Consider the following 24,906-nt stretch of genomic DNA (forward strand, 5'->3'; position numbering starts at 1 on the left):
TCCTTTCCCTGTATTTGCGGCTTGGGTGCAGGCCGCGCTGGTACCGTGGTTGGCTGCTATTCGCAGATGTGGCTCATGCCCTGGTTGAGCATGGTGTAGACGTGGTCGTCGGCGAGCGAGTAGAGGATATTGCGCCCGTCGCGCCGGAATTTAACCAGGTGCGACTGCTTGAGTGTGCGCAGCTGGTGCGATACTGCCGACTGCGAGGTTTCGGTCGCTTCGGCGATGTCTGCCACGCAGAGCTCGCGGCCCATGAGGGCGTAAAGGATCTTGATACGCGTGGTGTCGCTGAAGACCTTGAACAGGTCGGCGAGGTCGTAGAGAAGTTCCTCGTCGGGAAGGTCCTCGGGCGAGCAGGTGGTGGGGATCGCGGGTTCGGTGGCCTCGATGTCGGGTTTCGTTTCATCAACGCGAATGCTCATTGCAATATCCTTTCATATGAACATGCGCTCATATAACTTGCTTCCGATTATATGAGTGTATGTTCATGTGTCAATGACGTTCAGGTAATTCGTTGCACAAAATGATGGGGAATAGTGGACGAGATCCCGGACTGAGCGGTTTTGATAGCCGATGCCGGGGTGGGTGCCCTTGAGCCGTGCAAAAATTGGAGTATTCTGCAACGATAGGGGGTCCGTTAATTTATTGCAGGCCAAATAATGCAGCTAAAGAGTTATCTTAGGGTGTTAATCCGATGAGTTCTTCCTCAAATGTTGCCTAACGCTCTCACGCAAGAGTGATTTCGCTTCACATTTGGATCCACTCGAGGGTGATAGACACCCGGCTCTGCTGAATACTCGCAATTTTGCACGTCGCTAAGGTGCCCACCTTGTTAGCCGGTCTAGCTCCCGGCCCCGAAGATCCTGCCCTCGGGCGCGAGGCTGCTTGTTTGGGCAAATGATGGGCTGTCGGATTCGACTGTCTGCATGTCATCGATTGCCGGAACTTCATTAATTGTCGGGTCATCCAGCGTGATGCCTTCGAGCGTTGCTTTTTCGAGGTCGATTCGTTGACGATCTTCGGAATCCTGGCGAAGCTGCTTCTGAATTCGCTTTTTCTCTTCTATAAACCTTCTGAGCACAAACTGTCTCAGGTCCTCTTGCATGATTTGAAAGTCTTTTGGCAGACGCGAGGGGCGTACGCCCTCTTTCCGCTGGATTGCTTCCATGACCCTAACGAAAGAGCTGGCATGCATAAAGGAATAACGGCTGACGGTGATGATTCCGTACCCCATGGACGCAAGTGCGTTCTTGCGTTCTTCGTCGATGGCGCGGTCTTCTTCCGCGTCGTGATAAAAACCGTTGTATTCAATATCTGTTCGAGATTTCTTCAGATATGCATCCAAAAAGAACTTTCTGCGTCTCGTGAGATTTTTTGCGGCGGCGGTGACCTGTAATTCGTAATCGGTCTCAATTCCCTTAATACCAAGTCCACCTTCGCTTTTGGGCAGCGTAAGCATCATGATAAATGCCGTTTCCATGGGAGATCGGCATCCGTCGCGTACACATTGAATAGCCTTTCGGGCAAGGGCCAAACCGTCGCATCTGGTAATGGAATTAAAGAACTGCTTTAACCTCTCGGTTGAGGTAAGTGGGAAACGCTCGGCATAAGAGCTAGAAGAACCGGTTCCAAGGGAATAGGCGCCGCACAGCTCAAAGTAGTACTCCACCAGTTCGCGAAAAGAAAGATAGGTGGCGGCCTGAAGTGCACATAGCTCAACGCCAACAATGTAGATGTCATCTTCTAGCTCTAAAAAACGCGAGCATGAGAATCGCTTTGACGAAACATGGCATTGACAGTTCATCGCGTAGCGCGCGTTCCTGCGATCAAACACCATTACCTCGAGGGGATCGTTTGCGTCGCGGGCAACATCATGTTTGGCAAGCCATTCTTTGGCCGCGTCGAGGAGCGTTCCGGTGGGGCACGATCCGTAAATTGCGGCAGGGCTGCAGGACTCGATGCCTTTCGCAGACACCGAATGCGCGGCCTGGTAGACCGCTTTTGCCGTGGTATGTGACAATACGATACTCATGGTATATATCGTGTCAGCTAATGTCGTGTTGATGACGCTGAGCGGAAAAGTCATTTTAGAGGTCTAACCAAATGCTGTCCAAAAGCTTGACGCAATTATGGGTTGGTACGCCCTAAATAAATGTTTTCGCAGCTTGGCTATAGCATAGAAACACTCAATTGCTGCACATTTGGTATCGATGCATCGCCTTCTGAACATAAATCACGTGTCGGGAAAGTTCCGAAATAGTTAAAAAATAGGGTTCATAATTTGTGAAGAGCGGGCCTGCTTGTGGAACGTAGGGCGGCCCCGCCGCGGGGTTTCCCGCTGCGAGGCCGCTCGTGAGCAAGCAGTGTCTGTCGCAGGCGTTGCTATTTCGCAAACAGGTTCTTGAGGTTGAATTCGGCCTGGACGGTACGGAGCATGAGATCGGTGTCGTCGAGGCCCAGGTGCTGCTCGTTGGCGTCGGCGGCGAGGGTGCCACGGCGGCGCGCCCAGTTCTCGAGCGCAGCGGGCGCGGACTCGCGGGGGAGCGAGCGCACGTCGGCGTCCAGGCTGCGGCAAATCTGGCGCGAGTCGATGACGATGATCTTGCCTGCGCGGCGTGCCTCGGCGTAACCGTCCAGATGGATTTTGAACCAGCTGTCCTCGAAGGCGGCGTTATGCGCCATATAGGGATACTTCTTCATGAGCTTGAGCAGCTGCTTCTGCAGCTCCTTGTTCTCGCGGAACGGCTTTTTGCCGTCGATGTCGTCCCAGGTGATGTGATGGATGTTCGATAGCGGCACATCCTCGCCGCGGTAGATGTCGGGCAGGCCGCAGTAGTGCGCCTCGGCGTCATGCGGCACGGCGTCGCTGGTGAGATCCATAATCTCCCAGCCCACGTTGATGATGTAGCCGCGCTCGGGCGCGCGACCGGTGGTCTCGATGTCGATGCCCAGCACCGTGCCTTGGATGGGCTTGCGGGCATAGGCCACGCCGAGTGCGTCGCGGTCACCGCGGATCTCGCGCATAACGGACGCGGCGGTGCGCTTTTGCATCTTGCCGATGGCGGCGCAGGTGTCGGCGTCGGACAGACCGCGCGAGAGCGTCGCGGGCGTCACGTTGCGCAGGCGCGCCTCGCCAATCTGGTCGCACAGGTCGCGGTTGCGGTCGGCCAGGTCGCGCACAGTGGCAAAGTCAAAGCCGGGGTCGCCCTCGGCGGTAAAGTACTCGGTCTCGAGCACCTTGAGGGCCTCCTCGCCCTTCTGGCGCTCGGACTCCATGGCGCCGTGGTCGCCGTAGATAAACATGGGGATAAACGGCTGGCGCTCGTATTCGAGTGCTTGCGAAACATTCATATGCTGCTCCTTGGACGGGCCGCGTTGCGCGGCTCGGGGTTACTGAGTTGTGGCGAGATGATAGTTTACCATGGGCAACTATTGGCACCACGCCCGGGACAACTACAATACCCTAGTTGACCGCTAGGACTTTTACAATGCTGCCGAAAGACACGAAAGGTTCCATCCGTCATGGATTTGCTGATTGATATTCTGCTCGACGCCGGCAAGGACACGCTGTCCCTGGTGCCGTTTTTGTTGGTTACGTATCTTGCCCTCGAGACACTTGAGCACGTTGCTGGCGACCGCGTCAACGGCGCTATCAAGCGCGCCGGCGCCGCGGGTCCGGTTGTCGGATCGTTGTTGGGCATGGTGCCACAGTGCGGGTTTTCGGCCATGGCAGCAACGCTGTACGCCGGCCGCGTCGTGACGCTGGGCACGCTGGTTGCGGTTTTCCTCTCGACCTCAGACGAGATGCTGCCGTTGTTGCTTGCCGAGCAGGTTCCCGTGCAGACCATGGCGATGCTGCTCGCCTCGAAGGCGCTGATTGCGCTGGTCACGGGCTTTATCGTGGATGCGGCCATCCGCGGCCTTCGTCGTAATGCCCGCGCGCATGCGGCGATTCGCCGTACCGTGCTGGCGACGGCTGCCAATCCGGCCCATGTGAACTGCGCGCACGACGACCACACGGGTGGTGACATCATCGACGAAGTGGCCGAGGCGGGCGTGAGCGCCGATCACATCCACGAGCTGTGCGAGCGCGACCATTGCGGCTGTGACGAGAATGAGGACGGCCACGGGCATGGGCACGGTCACGACCTCAGCCACGACCATGGTCACGCGGACGAGCACGAGCACCACCACGGCCACGACCACAGCCACTCCCACGAGGGCGCGCCCGTTCTGTCAATCATCCGCAGCGCCATCTCGCACACCGTTCAGGTATCGGTATTCATTTTCCTGGTGACGCTGATTCTGGTCGCCGTCCTCGAGACCTTTGGCGAGTCTGCAATCGAGCAGTTCCTGCGCGGCAACGAGACGCTCGCTGTCCTGGGTTCGGCGCTTGTCGGGTTGATTCCTAACTGCTCGGCCAGCGTGGTCATCACGCAGCTGTACCTGGAGGGCGCGCTACAGTTGGCGCCGATGCTCGCCGGCACGCTCATTTCCGCCGGCGTGGGCTACCTGGTCCTGTTCCGCACCAACCGCAGCGCTCGCGAAAACGTCCTGTTCCTGATCATGATGTACGTCATCGGCGCCGGCTGGGGCCTCATCCTATCCGCCTTTGGCCTCTAAGTAGGCTTAACAAAACGGGCTTCAAAATAGCCATGCTCGGCGCCTGCGCAGTGCGGCGACGCATGGCATTTTGAAGCCCGTTTTTTTGTTGAGCCATGGATCCTGAGTGCTCATACCGCTCAAAACAAAAAGGTAGATTTTTGGGCATGTCCCAAAAATCTACCTTGGTTAGTGCAGCAGCTCGGTGAGGTTGTGTTTAAAGCGGGCTCGGTCCTCGCTGGTGAAGGCTGCCGGCCCGCGGGTGCGTCCCCCGGCGCGGCGCACCTTCTTTTCCTCGTGGCGAATAAACAGTTGCATGTCGATGGTCGCCTTATCGTAGACGCGCCCGCGCACGCCGATGGCGGCGGCATCGCGGCCGAGCACCATGCTCGCCAGGCCTATGTCCTGCGTCACGACCACGTCGCCTGCCTGCAGGCGCTCGACAATGGCAAAGTCGGCACTATCGGCTCCCACACTCACATCGAGCGTCGTGACCCAAAAGCCCCGACGCGCGTGCTCGGCATCGCGCGGATCGTCGCGGCGAATGTGGCGTTCCAGGTTCTGCGTGCTGTTGCCGGCGATAACAACGGCGACGCCCGCCCGCCGCGCGCAGTCGATCGACTCGCGCGTAACCGGGCAGGCGTCGGCATCAATAAAGAGCGTCTTTGGCATCTAGTGCACCAGTTTGCCAAACTGAATGGCGCGAACAATGAGCGTCACGCCAAACACCAGCAGCGCCGCGCCGCTAAAGATGACGAGCATCTTGGCCGACCACAGCGGATAGATAAACACGAACATGCCCGCGATGATGGAGAGCGCGCCGCTCAGGATGGCGAGGGCGCGGTTGGACGAAAGCTCGGACTCCAGAATCGACATGACGCCCTCGACAATCCAGCCAAAGCCGGCGACGACCACCACGAGCGTGGTGAGCGTTGCGGTCGAGAAGGCCTGATTGCGCAGGATTATGACGCCGCCCAGAATGATGAGCAGGTTGGAGATGATGCTCGTAACGCGCCAGCCGGTGGGCAGCAGCGGCTCGAAAACAGCGGTAAACAGCCTGATCGCGGCCGTGATCACAAAGTAGAAGCCCAGGACGGTCGTCAGGAAGACGAGGGACTTGGCGGGCGCAAACAGCAGTGCGATGCCGGCGACGAGCGCTAAGACGCCCGTGATGGCGTAAATCCAGCGCACGGCCTTGACGGCCTTTCCGGCCATGCTTTTCTCGTCAAATCCAAACGCGCTCGATCGCTTGTCATCGTTCTTAAAGATGCTCATGATGTCTCCTTTCCGTGCGGCGTAAGCCGTAGCTCTCGCAACCAGTATCGCCCAAGGGCACCGTCGCGTGGGGCGGGAAGGGCGAATGGGAGCCTCACCTTCCCGAATTGTTATCTTTGTTCCCGTTTGGATGTGGGATATTCAACAGATGTAGAACATTGCAGCTCTGTTCGTTATTGCCTACGTTTTAGGTTAGATTTTCTTAAGGACAATTGGCTTTTATTGAGGGGTCCCTATGAACGAAACAGTTCCCACGGCGCCGGTAAGCGCTGAGTCGATGGCAAAGCAGGGTTGCGAAAAGCTTGGCTTGGACACATTTGACGCGCTGGTCCGCCGCGCCCGCACGTGCCGCCGATTTGACGAGTCCATGCGCGTGCCGCGCGAGTTTTTGCTCGAGCTGGCGGAGCTGGCGCACCTGGCCCCTTGCGGCGCCAACGCTCAGCGCCTGCGCTTTCATGTGGTGAGCGGCGCAGAGGACTGCGCCCGCGTATTTGATGAGCTCGCCTGGGCCGGTGCGCTTAAGGATTGGCCGGGTCCTGCCGAGGGCGAGCGCCCGACCGGCTACATCGCGATTCTGGCCGAGCGCGCCGTTCCGGGCAAGTCTGCCGCTCCCATTACCGAGGTCGACACGGGCATTGCCGCGCAGACGATGATGCTCGCCGCCCGCAGCGCAACGCCCGAGGTGGCAGCCTGCATGTTCAAGGCCTTTACGCCCCATGCGATTGATGCCATGGGGCTCGATAACGACAAGTATGAGCTCAAGCTGATCATGGCCTTTGGCGTGCCGGCCGAGACGCAGATGATCGATGCGATCGATTCCAACCCCGACGGCTCAATTAATTACTGGCGTGACGAGGCGCAGGTGCATCACGTACCCAAGCGCCCGCTTGCCGACGTACTGGTGTAGTTGAGCGTCGCCGCGGCGTGATTCGGCGGTAAACCACCACAAAGGTGCCTGTCCCCTTTGTGGTGGTACGAGGGGAGGGCGTGTGGCAGATCTGTATTTGGTGCGGCATGGGCAGACCGAGCTCAATGTGCAGAACATTTTGCAGGGCTGGCACGATTCGCCGTTGACGGCGCGCGGGCGCGAGCAAGCGCTGGCGACGCGTGCGGCGTTCGAGGACCGCGGCGTGACCTTTGACCATGTGTATTCGTCTCCGTTGGGGCGGGCGCGGTGTACGGCCGAGCTAATTGCTGGTGAGGGCCGTTCGATAGAGCTGGTCGACGACCTGCGCGAGTGGCATTTGGGCTCGCTGGAGGGTACATCAAATCGCAAGATGCCGCCGCAGCCCTGGGGTGATTATCCGGTTGCCTTTGGTGGCGAGTCGGAAAGTGAGCTTCGCGCACGTATGGTCTCGGCGCTGTCCCGCATCATGGCCCGGCCCCGGCACGACTGCGTGCTGGCCGTCTCCCACGGCTCAGCCTGTCAGGAGTTTCTTAGATGCGTGACTGGCGGGGGAGAGCAACCCGACAACGGCGCCGTGCTTCATTTTGGCTATTGCGACGGGGCGTTTTCGCTCTTGGATTGGTAACAAACGAAAGGACCCCCTATGAATAAAGACCTGCATCTGGTCCGTCATGGCCAGACGATATTTAACCTCAAGCGCATTATTCAGGGCTGGAGTGACTCGCCGCTTACGCAGCTGGGATGCGACCAGGCGGCGCGTGCCGGCATGTTTTTGCGTGCGCGCGGCATTGAGCCCGATCATGCCTACACCTCCACACTTCATCGCACCGAGCAGACTATCGCCAACTTGTGGCCGGGCTTGGCGTACGAGCGCCTGGACGGCCTGCGTGAGTGGTTCTTTGGCGACTTTGAGGCCGAGCGCGTGATGCTCATGCCCGAGCGCCCGTGGCGCGACTTCTATTGCCAGTTTGGCGGCGAGGGCCAGATGCAAGTGCGCGAGCGCATGGTGGCGACGTTGACCGAGCTTATGCAGCGTCCGGACCATACGTGCGTGCTCGCGGTAAGCCACGGCTCGGCTATCAAGGAGTTCATGGACCACGTGAAGGGTGCGGCGGCAGACGAGCGCGACCGTGTGCCGGGCAACTGCTCGGTGCTGCACTTCGTGTTTGATGATGCGACCGATACGTTTGAACTGGTTGAGATCTTTACGCAGGAAGACTACGCGCGCGAGCTGGGGCTTGAGCCGCTCGTGGCGGCAGCAGGCCCGCAGCGGGGGTAGCGCGGACGTGGCGATGCGGTTTGCCGGCGTAATTGTTTGATGCGAAAGGGGCGGAGATGCATGCATTTGCTGCATCTCCGCCCCTTGTTTGTTTGGATGCCGGGTTTTTCAGCTTCGCGTTTGAGTCCGCTAGAACCGCGAGATCTGGTGAGTGAGCAGGCCCGTCGGGACCTGCGGTGCGCCGCCGGCGACCTGCGCGGCGGGGAAGAGTGCGGCCACGGTAAAGTTGAACGGCTCCTTGCCGGTGTACGTTCCGGCAGCACGGGCCTCATCGGTTAGCAGCTGCGACGCCCCGGTCAGAGCGGCGGCGTAGGCGGGGTCGTCTGCCGGCGTCGGCTTCGGTGCCTGATCGAGCATGGCGCGGATGGCGGCAACGGCGTCCTCGCGCTTGACCTCCCACACACGGTGCGTAATGCCGGCGGGGTCGGTGACGGCGTAGAGCGAAGCGCCCTCTTTGGCGGCGCCGAGGATGATATCCATGACGGGCGAGGCTTCGTAGGCGAGCGACACGGGGCGGGGCTGAACTTTGAGTTCGGCGATCGCGTGCGCAGCGGCGAGTGCTTCATCACCGGCGTCGCCCTTGCCGCCCGCAAGTACACTCATCGGGCAAATAGCCACGACACCCGTCACGCGACCCGGCTCGTCCGAGCATTCGTACACGTAATACGCCGCGCCTGGATCCTTGAGCATCAGGCCGTCGGCGATGGCGCCGCGCAGGGCATCGTTGCCGCTCAGGATGCCGCCCATCGCAGGCAGCGCTTCGAGCACGCGGTCCTGAGCCGGGCGGATGCAGGGAAACGGAAGTGCTTTCATGGGCGGTCCTAACGTGTGAATCGGTTTGTTCGCGGCTTATTATGCCCCAACTTGCCCGTTCGCGCCCCAGAGCGTGTTGTCGGCAAGCGCGATGAGTACGTTCTGGCAGCGAATGATATCGGCATGGGGCACATACTCGTTGGGCTTGTGCGCGAGCGCTAACGAGCCGGGGCCGTAACTCATGCAGTTTCGGTTGCCTGTCTTGCCGGCAATGACGGCAGTGTCGGTGTAGCCGGTAAAGAAGCCGATGGTCGTGTCCGCGCCCGTCACGTCATCGGCGGCACGCTTGAGCGCGGCTAGAAGGGGAGAGCTTGGATCGCGCTCGATGGCGGGGCGATCGCCCGTCACGGTATAGCTTCCATGGCAACCGGGAACCGCGGTCTCAGCGCCGGCGATGGCCTTCTCGACCATGCGTGTCGCGGCGGCCGTATCGGTCGGCGGCGTTAGGCGCATGTCGACCCAGACCTTGGCGTGGTCGGGCACGACATAGGGGCGATAGCCGCCCTCGATCTGACCAAATGTGACAGTCGAAGGCCCCAGCTCCTTATGCAGAGGCAGCGCCGCAAACGCGCGACGAAGTGAGCACACGACCTCGGCCATGGCGGCGACGGCGTCGGCGCCCTTCCAAGGCTGGCTCGCATGTGCCGTCACGCCGGTCATCTCAATCTCGAACCATGTGCGTCCCTTGTGCGCCACCTGAATCTGTCCGTCGGTGGGCTCGGTATCCAGCACCCATTCGCGCGAGCCGATCCAGCCGGCATCGATGGCGGCCTCGGAGCCGCGCATAAAGTCTTCCTCGTCGACCGAGCAGATGAGCGAAAAGCCACGTTGAGGCGGCTTACCGCTTGTCGCCACGCGCTCGAGCGTATGGACCAGTGCGGCAATGGCGCAGGCCAGGCCACCCTTCATATCGCAGGCGCCGCGGCCGTAGAGTTTATCGTCACACACGATTGCTCCGAGCGGCGGAATGCCTGCGCCCCAGCCGTCTCCCAAGGTGACGGTATCCATGTGACAGATGTAGACGAGCCATGGCTCGTCGCTCAAACCGGGCACGGTGACCATAAGGTTGCGGCGTCCGGGGAGTACTTCGAGCTCGCGTACCTCTGCGGCGTCCAACGCAGGCGAATCGAGTTTGGCAATATACGCCTCGACCAGGCCTTTGATATGTTGTTCGATCTCGCCCTCATACGCACCTGGGTCGGAACTGTCGATCCGCACGAGCCCTTGCGTAAGCCGCCAGGCAAAGTCCTCGTCAACCATATGCAACCTCACAATCAGTCTGCTTTCCAAACCGATTGTAAGCCTCCTGAGAGATCCGCGGCGTGCGCGCAGCAGTATTTACCGTTCGCAGGCCGAGCCAACGCGCTTGCCGTCCAAGTGGGTTCACAAACGGAGCAGTGGGTACGTAGCCTTTATGGACGACATGCTGTGCGACATTTCTGCCTTTCGGTATCACCGGATACCTCCACAGGTCTTGGCGATAATGCCGGACCTGCCCGATTCTGCGGACGATCCGCGCAGGGAGCGCCTTTGCGAGCACCCGCTCGTCAAGCATTTCCTGGGCACCCCGTTACGCGTTTTGGCGCAGGGCAGCTGCGGACGTAAGGGCGATCGCATTGTCAGGCATGTTTGGAACGGGGAGAGGCCGTTTGGCTCCGTGCGGCAGACAGAGTTTGGCCTCGATGTCGCGTCTCCACTCTTTACCCTGCTGACCCTGGCTTCCTCGGTCTCAAATGAGCGCCTGATCATGTGCATGTATGAGATGTGCGGCACCTTTGCCGTGTGCAAGATTGCGCCTCAGGTAAAGTCGGCACTTGTGCAGGCATATGGGGGCCGGTGGGGTGACGCACGGTTGGGCTGGGAAAACGTAAAGGACGTCTCGGGGAATCCAACGGACTTGTGGAAACGACCGCCCTTGATCGAGCTCTCTGAGCTTGCAGAGTTCGTCGATAAGATCCGGGGGCTCCGCGGCGCTAAATCGTTCATACGAGCCGCGAAATGCATTACGGGGGTGGCGGCATCGCCGCTCGAGGTCCAGGCTTCGATGCTGTTTGGCCTTACGAGGTTGCGCGGCGGCGAAGGGCTGCGCCTTACCAATAACGTTGAGATTCGTATGACGCGCAGCGCCCGCCTGATTTCGGGGCTTGATAGGCGCTATGCCGATATCCTGCTGGCAAATAAGGACGGCAGCCGAGAGTGCCTTGTTGAATGCCAGGGTAAAGCCATACACGGATCGATAGAATCCAAGATCTCTGACTCCGACCGAACGACGGCCTTGCAAGCGATGGGATATCCCGTCGTTCTGATGACCTATGGCCAGCTGGCCGACCCCGATGCCTTCCGCGTGGTGATGGAGCTCATCATGTCCTATCTCGATGCGCCGTTGAAAGACAAGACGCCGCGGCAGCAGGAGCTTGAACGTCGGCTTCGTGAGGAGATTTTTATCGATTGGGCGGGAATGTAGTCGTGCGGGTGGAAAACGGTCGCGCGAGCTAGAGTTTTGGGCGCAAAAAAGGCTTCAGTTTCGCCTTGGAAGGGCTTTAAAAATGCTATCCAGAACAAGTTGTTTCGGAAAATAGACAGTCAACTTGGATGTGGTATATAGAGATCGATTTTTACCTACTAAAGCCCCTGATAAATCTGTTTATCAAAGCAGGTGCGCTCAGTGATTTGGACATGACTGTCGATTATCCGAAAAAACTTCTTCTTGGTAGCATTTTCAAAACCAGCCGGAGCAAAGAAATCGGCCCCCGTTTCGTGAAAACGGGGGGCGAATGGGCTTCATGGCCTGTCTAGCAGGCTTGGCGCCGTCGCTATTTGATCACGCGCACGCGATACATCGACGGAATCTGCTTGAGTGCCTCGATGGTGCTGCTGTCCAGGTGCTCGTCGGTGTCGAACATGGTGTAGGCGTTCTCGCCGGCGGACTCGTTGGTCATACGCTGCACGTTGGCGTTGTCCTTGGCCAGGATGGCCGTGATCTGGCCGATCATGTTGGGCACGTTGGCGTGCAGGCAGGCGATGCGGCTCGCGGCGCGCGCCTTGCCCATGCTGCAGGCGGGGTAGTTGACGCTGTGCGCGATGTTGCCGTTCTCCAAGTAATCCTTGAGCTCGCTGATGGCCATATCGGCGCAGTTGGCCTCGGCCTCGCCAGTGCCGGCCCCCGAGTGCGTGGTGATAAACGTGTTGGGCATCTTGACGGTCTTGGGCGTGGCAAAGTCGCAGCTAAACCAGCTCAGCTTGCCCTCGCGCAGGGCGGCGTCGACGGCGTCCTCGTCAATGATGGTTTCGCGCGCGTAGTTGATGAGCACGGCGCCCGGGGCCAGCAGGTTGATCTGCTCGGTGCTGATCATGCCGATGGTGTCGGCCTTGCTGGGCACGTGCACCGTGAGGTAATCGCAGCCGCGGCACAGGTCCTCGAGCGTGCCCACGCGCTGCACCTCGCGGCTCAGCACCCACGCGTGCTCAACGGAAATGAACGGATCGTAGCCGTAGACATCCATGCCCAGATCGACGCAGGCGTTGGCGACCTTGGAGCCCACGTTGCCCAGGCCGATGACGCCGATGCGCTTGCCCTTGAGCTCGCGGCCCACAAAGGCCTTCTTGGCCTTCTCGGCGTCGACCTGGATCTCGGGGTCGTCGGCGTTGTCGCGCACCCAGTTCATCGACTGCACGACGCCGCGGCTCGAAAGCACCAGCATGCCCAGGACGAGCTCCTTGACGGCGTTGCTGTTGGCGCCGGGGGAGTTAAAGACGACGACGCCCTTCTTGGCGTACTCCTCGACGGGGATGTTGTTGACGCCGGCGCCGCAGCGGGCGATGGCGCGGATGCCCTCGGGCAGCTCGTAGCCGTGCAGGTCGGTCGAGCGCATCAGGATCGCGTCGGCCTCCTCGGCGGTGCTTACAAACTCGTAGCCCTCGCCAAACTCGACTTTGCCGTCTTTAGTGATGTCGTCGATGGTCTTAATCTTACGCATGGAAAAACTCCTTAGCAGGTTTTGATCTAAACAGGGTGGTCTGAGGTGGCTGGTCGGCCCGCGGGTTGCGGGCTAGTTAGATCGCGGGCTCAAACCATGCTGCGCTTCGAAGTCCTTCATGTACGTGGCCAGTGCCTGCACGTCCTCCATGGTGACGGCGTTGTACACGCTGGCGCGCATGCCGCCGACGAGGCGATGGCCCTTGACGTTTTGGATCTGGTGCTCTGCCGCGCCCGCAACAAAGGCGGCGTCGAGCTCGGCGTCGCCGGTACGGAACGTGACGTTGGCGATGGAGCGGCTGTCCTCCTGCGCGATGCCATGGAACAGCTCGCTTTGCTCGAGCAGGTCGTAGAGCAGGTTGGCCTTGGCCCAGTTGCGCTCGGCCATGGCGGCAAGTCCGCCGGTCTGCTCCACCCAACGGAACACCTTGCCGCACACGTAGATGCCAAAGGTGTTGGGCGTGTTGAGCATGGAGCCCTTGGCGGCCTGGGTCTTAAGGTCCAGGTACTGCGGCGTCTGCGCAAAGGCCGGGCCGTCAGCGATCAGGTCGTCGCGCACGATAACCACGGTTACGCCCGCGGCGCCGGCGTTTTTCTGCGCGCCGGCGTAGATGAGTCCGTAGCGCTCGACGTCGAGCGGCTGCGACAAAAAGCAGCTCGAGACATCGGCGACCAGCGGTACGTCGCCGCAATCGGGCAGCTCGTGGAACATGGTGCCAAAGATGGTGTTGTTCTGGCAGATGTAGACGTAGTCGAGCCCGTCGCCCGCGGCCTCGGCGGCAATGCACGTGTTGATGTCGGCCATGTCGGGGATGCGGTCGAAGTTGGTGTCCTCGGAGCTCGCGAGCAGCACGGCCTCGCCGTACTTGGCGGCCTCTTTGTACGCCTTGTTGGCAAAGTTGCCGGTCACGACGTAGCCGGCGCGGCCGCGGCGCATGAGGTTCATGGGGATGCCCGCAAACTGTAGCGTGGCGCCGCCCTGCAAAAACAGGACACGGTAGTTGTCGGGGATGCTCAGCAGGCGGCGCAGGGTTGCCTCGGCGTCGTCGATGATCTGCTGGTACATGCTAGATCGATGGCTCATCTCGAGCACGGACATGCTGCAACCGCGGTAGTCCATCATCTCGTCGGCGATCTCGGCGAGCACGCTTGTGGGCAGTGCGGCCGGGCCAGCTGAGAAGTTGTGCACACGTGCCATCTTCTAGTTCCCCTCGTAGTCGTTTGAACGTTCGGGATACTTTAGCATAGTGGAGCGCAAGGCGCGACCGTATCACGGTAAAACTGGACTGCGCCGCTATGATTTACAGGATGGTTACATGGGGGAGGGGTGACCTTACCTGATGGCTCGCATCCGATCCGCCTCGACCTTCGCCTGCTTCCAAGGACGCACGCGGCCGTTGGTGAGGTCGTCGTAGCCACGAGCGATGGATTGCTGGATGGTTCTATTCATCCCGTGGCGGTTGTCGATTATTAAGCCAGGGATGTTTGGCAAGAATGGATCTGTTCTTTCAACTGGCATACGGAATCCCTCTGTAACGCCGTCCTCTTCAATCGATATCGATGATAACGCGCTGGTATCGCGCAGACATGGGGCAAAACGTAGTGCCACTGGGAGTACTCGGGCTCCCGGACTGCTGATTTACGTTCCTAGCTTCATAATTGGATCATATTTGCTTCGGTTTTGTTGCGCAATAAAAGTGCGCTCGAGTTATGGCCGGCACTCCCATAGGCTGTTCGCCGGATGATAGCGACCGTCTGCAGAAACAGCCCTATTGGGCGTCTTTGTTCTTCGGGCTACATGAGTGCCTCACGGTATGATTAAAAGCACGTTGCGCCAGACCAGTGTTAATAAAAGGTCAAAAATGGTGGCATCAAATGCGATTGTGGCATAGGGGATGCTGATGAGCGAAGCGAACTACTTGGAGAGTCTGGAGAAGGCGCCCATCTCGGAGCTTAGTTTTGACGATGTGCGGCTAAAGCGTTCAATCCAGAATGCTGGTTTTTGCTACTTGCCCGATCTTTTGTCTCTTACCGATAAAGAGATAGACGCTCGTTTCGATAGCAGATATGCCGATTCAATCATTAAGATGCGAAAGAAATACCGTGCGGCCCCGGACGCCTTTGCTGCTTCTATGCTTCAGCCCAAGATGGTCGAGAAACCAGCGAGCGTGAAGGCCCCGCTGAAATGCCGACTTCCTCACGAGCCAAAGGCCGAGGCAACGTCTTCGATTGAGCAATATGAATATGACTTGAGCCGCTTTCCGCTTACGCGCTCCCATGGGCTGTTTTCAGCAAAGCTGGAGGAATTTGAAGAAAGATCTCGGGGTGCCTTCGACGACCTGGAATCTAGGTCTGAAAACGTCATGGTTTATCAGGTATTTGAGGAATTCTCAACAGACCTTGATGACCTCAGCGCAGCTTTTGAAGAGCTCATAAAACGTTATCCAACAAAACCTTGCATTGTTCTGATGCTGATTGATAGGTGTTTGCCTAACGCTTTTATGGTTTATGTTGCCGACAAGGCGCGTAGGGTATTCAATGGCCATAATCTGTGGGGCAACTTCTTTGCCAGTCTTGGCATTCGCGACGGCGGCGTGCAGGGGATAGTAAAGCACATTTTTATTAAACATGTTGAAGAGCGTGGAATGCCTTTGTATGGCCGCGATGAGGAGGTTAATTACTACTTCTACACTACTCTTCTCCACGGAGGCTTATCGGAAGATTCCTGGTCAAACCTGTGGGAAAAATTACTTCCGCTCGCGCGGGAAGTCTCTCAAGGCGGTTTAGGTTTTGGCGGAGAGATGGACGGTCACTCTGTTCTTAGGGAGCTAAAGAACCCTGAGAGTCGGTATGCTCCCGAAAAGGCGGTTCTTAACATTCTTGAGAAAGCTCCCGATTCAACCATTGCTCCATTATTTGAGGCGTCCATGCGTGTGGCGGCGCAAATTGTGGACTCAAATAGGGTCGGAAGCCGCTACACGATGCTGTCTAGTTTCGGTCTGCCTGAAGCCGCAATGCAGGCTCTTCGTGACAATCAAGAACGCGTGCCGTCCTCGACGACCGAAGGAAAGGCCACTGGTTCTTCCCAAGGACGGAGAAATGGCGCCCATCGATTGATCTATCTTCCTATTGCCAGCTTGCAGCTGGATTTATCCGAGGGTGTTGTGACCATGCGCTGGCCGCGTCAACAATTTCCGCTGCGTTTTGCTGGCGACAAGATCGACTATTATGTTGACGGCGAGCTAAAGGCAAGTTCTGAATTCGATATGAGTGTCGGAAAATGCATTTTAAATGCCGTTAGCATTGCCGTTAACCCTCGCGCTCGTTACGACGTGGAATTGAAGCTCATGCATAAAGATGAGCGAGCAGGTGACTATATCGAGCTTAGTTCGTTGAGCCAGTCGTTTAGTAGGAATAAGCCCGGGTGTTTTGAATTTATAAAGGATGGTAAGGGCTTTTACCGTTTGCGCGGCAAGAGCGAGCGGTTAACGAAAAAGCGTCGCATCGCGTATATTGTAAAAGATGGGTACAAAATCGTTCCCGGTCAAGGCATGAAAGCCGTCTCGGAGTATGAGACTTCTGGTGATTGGGACGATAATCAGATTTATATCTATGACGTTGAACCCGGTTCGTCAGGTTCGGTTGTTAACGTGCTTTCGGGCGAGGAGCTTGCCTTTTGGCAAGAACGATATGTCGCAAAGATTGATAAACAACGCATTATCGGAGAGACGAGCGACGGCGTTGACTTGTATGGGTGTATTCCGAACGAGCTTAATACAAACGACGGCCTTCCCTCTGTGAGCATTGAGGCGCTTGATGGCGCGAGTGCCCTAAAAGACTTGGACATTATATGCTGCTGCGATGGAGAGCGGGTGTCGATGCCGCGTTCTGCCATATGGGAAGACGATGCTGATAATTCGGGTTCTGCAAGAATAGTATTCGATCCCTCAAAAACGAGTCTATTCAGTCGGCATATCGAAGAGTGCATCATTGAGGCGAGGCAGAAATCTGCCGCTGGCAAGGTCGTTTTTCGCTACCGATTTACGGTGGTGCCCATACAAGCTTTTAGGCCTCTGTCCATCAGCATTGATCATGGGCGCGCTGTGGCGGAATATGGCTTCCAAGCGTGCCTCCCCATTGATGTCGCGCCCGTTTACGAAGACGACGACGCGAAAGGCGAATGTGGGAGGCTCGATTCTCTCAATGCATGGGAGCACTATGAAGCGAAGGCGCTTCTGAAGGATGATTTCTTGCATGTTCGCATTAGGTCGAGAGAAAGTGGTAAAGAGACCGATGCCAAACTGGCCCTTGCTGCAATAGACGTTGACATGCCAGGCAGACTTGCGAATCTGTCCGAAGAGCGCCCAATCTGTTTGGCAGATGCGTTGGAGCTCGGTCCCAGTGCGGCAAACTTCAAGATTGTCTCCTATGGTTGGAGGTACAACAGGGCCGTGCTAGTGATGCTCGGTTCAAAACCTCTTTTCTTCAAGAACCTCATGCAGCCTGGCGAATACGGATTCAATCTCTTTAGGCATGCAAGCCTCTTTCAACAAGCTGATTATAAGGCGTCCGTCAGTCTTCCCCTGAAGCTGTCTCTGTGCTACGGCGATGACGTGTCAACGGGAGAACTGAAGCAAGCCTGGACCGATGTTCAAATGCTTGACTGTGCCGAAGGGCTCGGCATTAACGGGTGGAAGCTATTGCCAGCCGAATCCCTTGGATATGTTCTTCGGTTTGAAGGCAAGCCCTTATGCGACATCCATTTCAGGTTCTTTAGGATTTCTAAGTATGAGGAAAGTGACGATAAGCCAATTGCTACAGCCTCTGCAGAAAAGGGCTCTACAGAGGTCTTTCTTCCACCCAGCGTGGTAAGGCAGCTGAGCAGCAAGAGGGGGGTTGCCGTCGAAATGTCTCCGAGCGACTTCTTTGGGGACTCCCGGAGAGAATATGCGACAAGAATCAATCTTAACTAGCGGGAGCAAATAATGACGAATGTGAAAGAATTCAATCCCATTGAGACCGCGCGCAAAGTGGAGGACTCTTATCGCGAGTACATCGCTACCACTATTCACTTTGATGACGCGGATTTGCAGAAGCAGCTTGAGACGATTCTTTGCGAGCCGGGATATCTTGCAAAGGGACCTTTTCTTGAGGCGGCGCCTCCGTACCGCAAGGATAAAACTGTGGCCGAACTGGTGGACGAGGGGCTACTTTGCAAGGGCATGATGAGTTTAGGCGGAGGGGAGACGCATAACTTTGACCCCTATCGCCCCTTATATGTGCATCAAGTTAAGGCTATTGAAAAGAGCGTTGCCGAACGTAACTACGCCGTCGTTACGGGTACGGGTTCGGGCAAGACTGAGTGCTTTTTGCTTCCGATTCTGAATGACATCCTCTCAGAATTCGAAAAGAGCGGGCGTTCCGCTGGCGTCCGTGCCATGATTCTTTACCCGATGAACGCCCTTGCAAACGATCAGCTTAAACGATTGCGTCAGTTGCTGAAGGGGACCGATGTCACCTTCGGGCGTTATACCGGCGACACTGAGGAGAAAGAGTCCGTGGCTCTCCGTAAGTGGAAAGACGAAAACCCGGATCAAACTAGACTGCCAAATGAAATCATCTCTCGCGAGAAAATACGTGAGAACCCACCCAACATTTTGCTTACAAACTACTCTATGCTTGAGTATCTCCTTCTACGTCCGGAGGATGCGCCGCTGTTCGAAGGGGCATTTGGTGCAAACTGGCGGCATGTCGCCATCGATGAGGCGCACGTTTATTCAGGCGCGCTTGGCACCGAAATCGCATATTTGCTGCGACGAGTAAAGGCTCGTATCGAATCGGAAACGGGAGAACTGCCCAAGCTTCATTGTTATGCAACCTCCGCAACAATTGGCTCAGAAGAGGATATGCCTAAGGTAGCTATATTTGCTCAGGATCTTTTTGGAGAGGTCTTCTCAAGTGACCCCGCGAATCTTGACGTCATCACGAGCGAGAAAGATCAGCCCCAAGATGCCCTTGACGAAAAGCCTTGGGGCACGCTTTCTTTAGACACTTGGGCGGAACTTCGCAGGGAACTTTCCGATCCTGAAAACGCAAGCGTAGAAGACATTCGCAGCACGCTCACGTCTGGTGGAGCTCCTGAAGAGGTTGTAGCGAGACTAGACGGCGAGTCCCCCCTAATGGGACTAGGAAAGATCCTTCTGGGTGAATCGTCTGCGGCAAAACTGGTGAGACGCTGCGAGCGTCTTTTCGACCTCACTGATCTTGACACCATTGAGGAGCTTGAGATCGAAGAGCTCGCGGGAGATAAGAGGGGTGTGGAAATCCTCACTGCTATGGTTGAGGTGCTTTCCTCTGCGCAGCGCTCCAAGGATGTTCCCATTCTTACGAGTCGCTACCATTCCTTCTTGCGTGCTCCTGAGGGCATCTATTTAAATCTGCATACACGTAAGCTGACTCCTCATAAAACGATTGCGGAGCATTATGACGATGAAAACGATACTCCTGTATATGAGGTGTCGGTCTGTCGCCATTGTGGGCAGGCATACATCCTTGGTGAGGAGAGCTCTGATCCCGAGGTGAAGACTGCGTGGCTAAGTCCTCGACACGAAGGAACGGATTCCGACGACGAGTTTCTTCCGAGAGTCTACTACCGTCTTCTCTCTGGCGAATCGGAGAGAGATCCCGATGAGAAGATCCAATGGCTGTGCCCGATATGCGGGTCTTTGTATCATGAAGCCGAGGGTGGTGCTCATCGTTTCGAGCATGAGATTGTTGCGCGCATCCCAATTGCGCTCAACCAAAACGAGAAAAAACAAGCAGATGAAGCAGAGGCGCGTTGTCGTCATTGTGGATATCAGTCCGTTGTGGCAATTCAGCCAATGCGCGTTTCGCCTGAAGCTGCAGGCAGTGTCGTCTGTTACGACCTGGTCAGGGATATTCCGCCTTTTGATGAGGAGGAAGCTGACGAGGATGATTTGTTCGCAGACCTCGATGAAGAGCGCAGGGCCGGAAGTGTTATTTGCTTCTTGGACAAGCGCCAGGACGCGGCTTTCTTCGCGCCCGCAATGGACAGAACTTATGGAAACATCACACGTCGTCAGCTGATAAGAGAAGCGGTGGAGGCCCTGTCCCGCGACGGTGAGGGCTGTAAGCCGAGCTCAGTTATTGATTGGATAACAAGTGTTGCAAAGAGGCGATATCCGGGGGTCTTGGGTTCCAACAAGAGGGGCCAGGCGACGGCCTGGATTCTCGATGAGCTTGCGGCTGAGGATTCGCGGAACAGCCTTGAAGGCCTTGGCGTTGTAAGGATCGAGCCTACTGAATTTAACGAGGGGTTTTCCCATCCTGGGGCGAAAAAGCTTGTCGCAAGGCAAGTGGATATACTTAATGCCGATGGGGTCACCTGGCTTTCATGCGAAGACTACATTTTGTTTGTAAGGACCTGTCTTGAACTGCTCCGAGAGAAAAACGTTATCGAGGTTCCTGAAGGGGTCCCTGAGCTCAGAAACAATCATGAGAAGCGCGGCAACCTTGTCGTGCTTGAGAGAGGCAGCTCTGCGTCTAGGGATATCGTTTATTTCGCGGGAGATGCTGTACGTGGTACAGAAAACAAGCGCAGCGCCTTTATTCGCAAGTACGTCAAAAGGGTCCACGGTATCGAGCTGACCCGTGAGGACGTTCGCCCGATTCTGCAAAGTCTTTTCCAGTTTATGGGGGAGTATCTGAGTTGCAGGCTATTTAAGGGCGAAGGATATTTGATTGATTCGCCTGAACACTTTAGGCTCAGCAGAGATATTTGGACTATGTATCCGCACTCCAACGATGATATTGTCTATCGTTGCGATGCGTGTGGATGTGAGACTCACCTAGATACACGTGGCGTTTGCACGACAACGAAATGCAACGGTACGATGGTGAAAATGAGCTTCGCAGAGGCAAAAAACAAGGACCGCTTTTATAAAACGGTATATCAAGATGAGGCGCTTCCCCTCGACATTGAGGAACATACGGCACAGCTGTCATCCAAAAAGGCTAGAGAAATACAGAGCGAATTTATCAAAGGCAACGTTAATGTTTTGAGTTGCACGACTACGTTTGAGCTGGGTGTGGACGTTGGCGATTTGAGGGCCATTTTTATGAGAAACGTTCCACCTAGTACCGCGAATTATACGCAACGAGCCGGTCGCGTTGGACGCCGCGCTGGCAAGCCTGGATATGCCATCACGTTTGCTCGCTTGCGGCCCCATGATGTCGCGTACTTTGAGGACCCAGCCAAGATAATTGGCGGCAACACGAGAGTGCCAATGTGTTATCTGAATAACGATGCCATTGCGATACGGCATGTTTTCGCCGTCGCTATGTCTGAGTTCTTTCGCTACGCGAGCCGGAGCTTGGGCAAAGACTACTCTCATGGATACAACGACTTTATGGATCTTTCTAAATCGGAGCCGGAAGGCCTCGAAGATCTTCGCCGCTTCCTTGCATCGCGGCCAAAGAGTGTCTATGAACAGCTCGTCCGCGTTGTTCCGCAAGGCATGCCTGTGGCGGAAGAAGTTGGCGTAAACGAGTGGGGGTGGATAGCAAAGCTCGTTGGGCCAATCGATTCGGCTGAGAGCGGAAGCGGTGGCAGGCTTCTCCTTGCGCATAGCCTTAAGCATGCTGATTTTGAGCGTATTCAGGATGGTATTGAGCTGAATATGGGCGTCAACGACATTCTCGCATCCAAGCTTCTAAAGTCTAGGGATGCGCTCAAGAAGGAGAGAACTATCGCAATTCTTGCCGAGAGCGGAGTATTGCCTAAGTACGGGTTTCCGACTGATCTCGTAGAGCTCCATCTTCTTGATATCGAGAATTCTGTAGGTGAGAACAGGCTCGAGCTTTCTAGGGGTATGCGTCAAGCCATTAGGGAATATGCACCGGGGGCGGAAATCGTTGCCGGCAAGACGCTTTGGAAGTCCGTTGGACTCAGAAAGCCGAAAGGGCAAGAGTTGCGAAAGCGCAGGTATGGAAAGTGTCCAAATTGCGAAACATTTGTATGGCCCATTGAAAACTACAGTGATAAAGGCGAGTGTCCCGTTTGCCATACCGAGTTTGCTCTCGAAAAGAATATGCTCATACCTTCCTATGGTTTTGTCGGCACGGAAAACAAAAAAGGCATAGGGCTTAGAAGGCCGAGGCCAAAGGGGTATGCATCGGTGCACTTTAGCCAGCACTGGCCTAACGAGACTGCGACCAGGGAGTTTTGTTTTCCTGGCGGTGCGGTGAAAGTAAAATATGCCGAGAACGGGCAACTTTGTGTGCTCAATAGCCCTGCTAAGGGCTTCCAAGTCTGCTCTTACTGCAATCGCGCTGCTGTTGGTGGGGAGAAGATCCAACATACCTACTGGTGCGAGAAGAGCGGCACTGCTCCAAAGATTAATAGGTTCAGTGCACTGGGTACGGCATTTGTGAGCGACGTCCTCGAGCTCGTATTTGATTTCGATGAGGCGACAGTTTGCAGCGATGGCGACTGGGAAGCTGTGATGTGGGCACTGTTTACCGCTGCGGCCAAAATCCTCGAGGTTCCCGAGACCGAACTCGGAGGGACTACATACAAAAATGATGCAGGCAGCTTCTCAATACTCATCTATGATGACGTGCCCGGAGGAGCCGGTCATGTACGCCAGCTCAGCAAAGAGGTGACGGATCTAATTGAAGAAGCCTATAAGGTCGTAGATGGCCATTGCGGTTGTGGTGAAGAAACTTGCTGCTACGGTTGTATTGCAAATTATTACAACCAAGTTGTGCAGGCGAATCTTTCCCGCGGGGCTGCAAAACGAATTTTGGGAGCTCTTCTTACTGCCTCGTCATCCGGCCGTTTTGCTGGTAATGCCGATGAGGATAAAGAGCTCGATTACAAGGCTGGTGTCCCCAACCCAGTTGATGGATTTGAGCTATGGGCCTCTGATGAAGGTGCGAACAACGAGGCGCTGTCGCTGGCTGAAGCGATAAAGCTGTCAATCCGATCTAATTCTTCGGAGGAGTGGATCGAGTTGATTCGTGAAATGACGAGCTGCGATTCGCATTTGCGCTGGGAGACTCCGGACAAAGATGTGGAGCTATCTGATGCTGACGGCGACAGCGCTTACGCCACGCTTGTTTGGCGCAAGTCCAAGGTCATTCTTCTTGACGAGGAGTCAGCGGGCGATTTTAAAAAGGTATTTGGGTCCGCCTGGCGCAACGTTTCGGGCTGGAGCCTGTTTGTCGTTGGCGAGTGCTCTGCCGAAGATGTGATGGGCGCGATTTATAAAGAGGCATAACTGTGGCTGCAAGAATGATACCGAGCCTTGGCCCGGCTGAATTCGACGATCGGAGTCGTGAAGGGGAGATTTATTACGCGTTGAGTAAGCTTCCCGATGATTTTACGGTTATCCATTCATACAAGATGTTGGATATTGTGGATGGAAACGCTATTGAACAGAGGGAAGCCGATTTCGTCGTGTTTAATCGCAAGCTCGGCATTCTTGTTATCGAGGCGAAAGCGGGGAGAATTCGCTGCGAAAACGGTGAGTGGCTGTACGGAAGTGGCATATCGATGAGGAGGCACGGTGGCCCTTTCCGACAGGCTGATAGTATTAAATGGAAGCTTATTAAACGCTTTGAGGATGTGGGATTAGGGGAGCTTTGCGGTAGGTGCAAGGTCGCTCATGCGGTTTGGCTTCCGTCCCTGGGGGCACATGAACTTGGTTTTATTGATTACTCTCCCGAGGCTTCTCGCGATATTACTCTGTGCAAGACGGACCTTGGGGATCCAACTCAACAAATAGTTCGCATCATGAGCATGGATGTCGGAGGAAGGGAGACGAGGCTTTCCAATGATGAGGCTAAAGAGGTCTTGCATAAAGTGCTCCTGCCGGAGTTCGATATCGTCCCGACGAATTCGGTGGACTATCGATATAACGACTTCGTGTTCGCAAGGCTGCTGGACTCGCAGGCTCGCGTGTTGAATTTCATAAAGGATCAGAAGACAGCGGTAATTAACGGGGCGGCAGGAACTGGCAAAACTCTCATTGCAATTGAGAGAGCTAAGCAGGCCGCCTGTACGGGCAGGGTTCTCTTTTTGTGCTTTAACTCGCTTTTGAAGGAAGAGATTACTAGAAGGTGCAACGATGTCCCGGAAATTGACGTCTATACAATTCCGGGCTACGCCTGCAAGGCCTGCAATTCTCTCGAGCCAAACTATGCCTGCCTGACCGAAGAGCTCATGGAGCACCCTGACTCGTTTCCCTATCAGCACATCGTAATAGACGAAGGCCAAGACTTTGGCCTCAAAGCCATTGAAGATGCGATGGTGCTCGAAACCTTGCGTTCTATCGTGGATTCGAGGCCGGAAAGCACGATGTATCTCTTTTACGATAAAAGGCAGTTTGTCCAAGGCTCAACTATGCCCAGCTTCCTTATGGATGCCGATTGCAAGCTAACGCTTTATGTAAACTGCCGGAATACGGAGGCTATCGAGAAGTCTTCCCTGAGTGCTCTTGGTGAAGCGCACGGTTTTAGAATGCAGGTTATGGCTAGGCTCGGAAAACCTCCATTGCTTATGATTAATTGTGACGCCGCCGCGCAAGAGGCATTTGTGGATAAGCACATTGATTTACTCAAGAACGCCGGTATTAATGACATTGTGGTTATCACATGCAAGACACTGGAAAACTCTAAGCTGTCGTGCTGTTTCGCTGGTGACCAGAACCTAAAGAGGTGGAAAGGTCAGAAGATTCCCGTCCATACGGTGAGGAAGTTCAAGGGGATGGAGGCTGCTGCGGTAATTATGATTGATGTTGATCAAGCCTTATGGGAACAGCCGTCCATGAGCTACATGCCAGAGCCTGGAACTTTGTTTTATACGGCTGCTTCAAGGGCGCGGCATGAGCTCAGAATTGTTTGCGACATGAATGAGGATGCCTGCAACCACGCGCTCGTGGCGATGGGCGAAAAAGCGAATAGGCGCCCCGCCAAGAAGTTCGCAAATCTTCTGGGGGCAGTATTGGTTGGATAGGGTGCCGGCGCGCCCCG

17 protein-coding genes are annotated in these 24,906 nt (G+C 56.1%); 8 read left to right on the forward strand and 9 right to left on the reverse strand.

Features of this window, described 5'->3' with window-relative positions:
- Positions 1-56: 56 nt before the first annotated feature.
- The 3 genes from LK493_RS01180 to LK493_RS01190 form a co-directional block, all read right to left on the reverse strand.
- Positions 57-422, reverse strand: a complete 366-nt coding sequence (locus tag LK493_RS01180) for an ArsR/SmtB family transcription factor (RefSeq protein WP_055285819.1) — start codon at positions 420-422, stop codon at positions 57-59.
- 419 nt (positions 423-841) lie between these two features.
- Positions 842-2,032, reverse strand: coding sequence for a hypothetical protein (locus LK493_RS01185; protein ID WP_227789836.1), 1,191 nt, complete (start codon positions 2,030-2,032; stop codon positions 842-844).
- Between the two features lie 350 nt (positions 2,033-2,382).
- Positions 2,383-3,351 carry a 3'-5' exonuclease gene (locus LK493_RS01190; RefSeq protein WP_152073679.1) on the reverse strand — a complete coding sequence of 323 codons (969 nt, stop codon included), beginning with the start codon at positions 3,349-3,351 and terminating at the stop codon, positions 2,383-2,385.
- Positions 3,352-3,522: 171 nt separating this feature from the next.
- On the opposite strand from LK493_RS01190, the gene LK493_RS01195 reads away from it, so the two are divergent.
- The gene (locus tag LK493_RS01195; RefSeq protein WP_227789837.1) at positions 3,523-4,623 is read left to right on the forward strand and encodes a putative manganese transporter; all 1,101 of its coding nucleotides are present in this window, start codon (positions 3,523-3,525) and stop codon (positions 4,621-4,623) included.
- A gap of 168 nt (positions 4,624-4,791) precedes the next feature.
- Here the strand turns inward: LK493_RS01195 and LK493_RS01200 are convergent, their stop codons facing one another.
- A complete protein-coding gene (locus LK493_RS01200; protein ID WP_227789838.1) occupies positions 4,792-5,274 on the reverse strand; it encodes a YaiI/YqxD family protein in 483 nt (160 codons plus the stop codon).
- Positions 5,275-5,877, reverse strand: coding sequence for an HdeD family acid-resistance protein (locus tag LK493_RS01205; protein ID WP_227789839.1), 603 nt, complete (start codon positions 5,875-5,877; stop codon positions 5,275-5,277). It abuts the gene before it with no gap.
- Between the two features lie 235 nt (positions 5,878-6,112).
- Here LK493_RS01205 and LK493_RS01210 point away from each other — a divergent pair, with 235 nt between their 5' ends.
- The 3 genes from LK493_RS01210 to LK493_RS01220 all read left to right on the forward strand — a co-directional run bounded on the left by LK493_RS01210 (position 6,113) and on the right by LK493_RS01220 (position 8,063).
- Positions 6,113-6,784, forward strand: a complete 672-nt coding sequence (locus tag LK493_RS01210) for a nitroreductase family protein (RefSeq protein ID WP_227789840.1) — start codon at positions 6,113-6,115, stop codon at positions 6,782-6,784.
- An 82-nt stretch (positions 6,785-6,866) separates the two neighbouring features.
- Positions 6,867-7,409 carry a histidine phosphatase family protein gene (locus tag LK493_RS01215; protein ID WP_227789841.1) on the forward strand — a complete coding sequence of 181 codons (543 nt, stop codon included), beginning with the start codon at positions 6,867-6,869 and terminating at the stop codon, positions 7,407-7,409.
- Positions 7,410-7,427: 18 nt separating this feature from the next.
- Positions 7,428-8,063, forward strand: coding sequence for a histidine phosphatase family protein (locus LK493_RS01220; RefSeq protein WP_227789842.1), 636 nt, complete (start codon positions 7,428-7,430; stop codon positions 8,061-8,063).
- Positions 8,064-8,192: 129 nt separating this feature from the next.
- On the opposite strand, the gene LK493_RS01225 is transcribed toward LK493_RS01220, so the two are convergent.
- Positions 8,193-8,876 carry a DUF1015 family protein gene (locus LK493_RS01225; protein ID WP_227789843.1) on the reverse strand — a complete coding sequence of 228 codons (684 nt, stop codon included), beginning with the start codon at positions 8,874-8,876 and terminating at the stop codon, positions 8,193-8,195.
- 39 nt (positions 8,877-8,915) lie between these two features.
- The gene (locus LK493_RS01230) at positions 8,916-10,148 is read right to left on the reverse strand and encodes a M20 family metallopeptidase (RefSeq protein ID WP_227789844.1); all 1,233 of its coding nucleotides are present in this window, start codon (positions 10,146-10,148) and stop codon (positions 8,916-8,918) included.
- A 142-nt stretch (positions 10,149-10,290) separates the two neighbouring features.
- Here LK493_RS01230 and LK493_RS01235 point away from each other — a divergent pair, with 142 nt between their 5' ends.
- A complete protein-coding gene (locus LK493_RS01235; protein WP_227789845.1) occupies positions 10,291-11,340 on the forward strand; it encodes a hypothetical protein in 1,050 nt (349 codons plus the stop codon).
- Between the two features lie 349 nt (positions 11,341-11,689).
- On the opposite strand, the gene LK493_RS01240 is transcribed toward LK493_RS01235, so the two are convergent.
- Both LK493_RS01240 and serC read right to left on the reverse strand, forming a co-directional pair.
- On the reverse strand, positions 11,690-12,853 hold the full coding sequence (locus LK493_RS01240; protein ID WP_138374917.1) for a phosphoglycerate dehydrogenase: 1,164 nt from the start codon (positions 12,851-12,853) through the stop codon (positions 11,690-11,692).
- Between the two features lie 72 nt (positions 12,854-12,925).
- Positions 12,926-14,050, reverse strand: a complete 1,125-nt coding sequence (serC, locus tag LK493_RS01245) for a 3-phosphoserine/phosphohydroxythreonine transaminase (protein WP_227789846.1) — start codon at positions 14,048-14,050, stop codon at positions 12,926-12,928.
- Positions 14,051-14,753: 703 nt separating this feature from the next.
- Here serC and LK493_RS01250 point away from each other — a divergent pair.
- From LK493_RS01250 to LK493_RS10270, 3 genes are read left to right on the forward strand one after another with little or no spacing between them, the layout of a single operon-like run.
- Positions 14,754-17,825, forward strand: a complete 3,072-nt coding sequence (locus LK493_RS01250; RefSeq protein WP_227789847.1) for a hypothetical protein — start codon at positions 14,754-14,756, stop codon at positions 17,823-17,825.
- 12 nt (positions 17,826-17,837) lie between these two features.
- Positions 17,838-23,153 carry a DEAD/DEAH box helicase gene (locus LK493_RS01255; protein WP_227789848.1) on the forward strand — a complete coding sequence of 1,772 codons (5,316 nt, stop codon included), beginning with the start codon at positions 17,838-17,840 and terminating at the stop codon, positions 23,151-23,153.
- A 2-nt stretch (positions 23,154-23,155) separates the two neighbouring features.
- A complete protein-coding gene (locus tag LK493_RS10270; RefSeq protein WP_227789849.1) occupies positions 23,156-24,889 on the forward strand; it encodes an ATP-binding domain-containing protein in 1,734 nt (577 codons plus the stop codon).
- Positions 24,890-24,906 lie beyond the last annotated feature (17 nt).

This window comes from Collinsella aerofaciens (assembly GCF_020709435.1).
Taxonomy (GTDB): Bacteria; Actinomycetota; Coriobacteriia; order Coriobacteriales; family Coriobacteriaceae; genus Collinsella; species Collinsella aerofaciens_AU.

Excerpts from the sequence above, each read along its gene's own strand:
- serC (WP_227789846.1), bottom strand. The coding sequence starts at position 14,050 with ATGGCACGTGTGCACAACTTCTCAGCTGGCCCGGCCGCACTGCCCACA.
- LK493_RS01190 (WP_152073679.1), bottom strand. The coding sequence starts at position 3,351 with ATGAATGTTTCGCAAGCACTCGAATACGAGCGCCAGCCGTTTATCCCC.
- LK493_RS01180 (WP_055285819.1), bottom strand. The coding sequence starts at position 422 with ATGAGCATTCGCGTTGATGAAACGAAACCCGACATCGAGGCCACCGAA.
- LK493_RS01220 (WP_227789842.1), top strand. The coding sequence starts at position 7,428 with ATGAATAAAGACCTGCATCTGGTCCGTCATGGCCAGACGATATTTAAC.
- LK493_RS01185 (WP_227789836.1), bottom strand. The coding sequence starts at position 2,032 with ATGAGTATCGTATTGTCACATACCACGGCAAAAGCGGTCTACCAGGCC.
- LK493_RS01255 (WP_227789848.1), top strand. The coding sequence starts at position 17,838 with ATGACGAATGTGAAAGAATTCAATCCCATTGAGACCGCGCGCAAAGTG.
- LK493_RS01225 (WP_227789843.1), bottom strand. The coding sequence starts at position 8,876 with ATGAAAGCACTTCCGTTTCCCTGCATCCGCCCGGCTCAGGACCGCGTG.
- LK493_RS01205 (WP_227789839.1), bottom strand. The coding sequence starts at position 5,877 with ATGAGCATCTTTAAGAACGATGACAAGCGATCGAGCGCGTTTGGATTT.
- LK493_RS01235 (WP_227789845.1), top strand. The coding sequence starts at position 10,291 with ATGGACGACATGCTGTGCGACATTTCTGCCTTTCGGTATCACCGGATA.
- LK493_RS01240 (WP_138374917.1), bottom strand. The coding sequence starts at position 12,853 with ATGCGTAAGATTAAGACCATCGACGACATCACTAAAGACGGCAAAGTC.
- LK493_RS01200 (WP_227789838.1), bottom strand. The coding sequence starts at position 5,274 with ATGCCAAAGACGCTCTTTATTGATGCCGACGCCTGCCCGGTTACGCGC.
- LK493_RS01210 (WP_227789840.1), top strand. The coding sequence starts at position 6,113 with ATGAACGAAACAGTTCCCACGGCGCCGGTAAGCGCTGAGTCGATGGCA.
- LK493_RS01250 (WP_227789847.1), top strand. The coding sequence starts at position 14,754 with ATGAGCGAAGCGAACTACTTGGAGAGTCTGGAGAAGGCGCCCATCTCG.
- LK493_RS01195 (WP_227789837.1), top strand. The coding sequence starts at position 3,523 with ATGGATTTGCTGATTGATATTCTGCTCGACGCCGGCAAGGACACGCTG.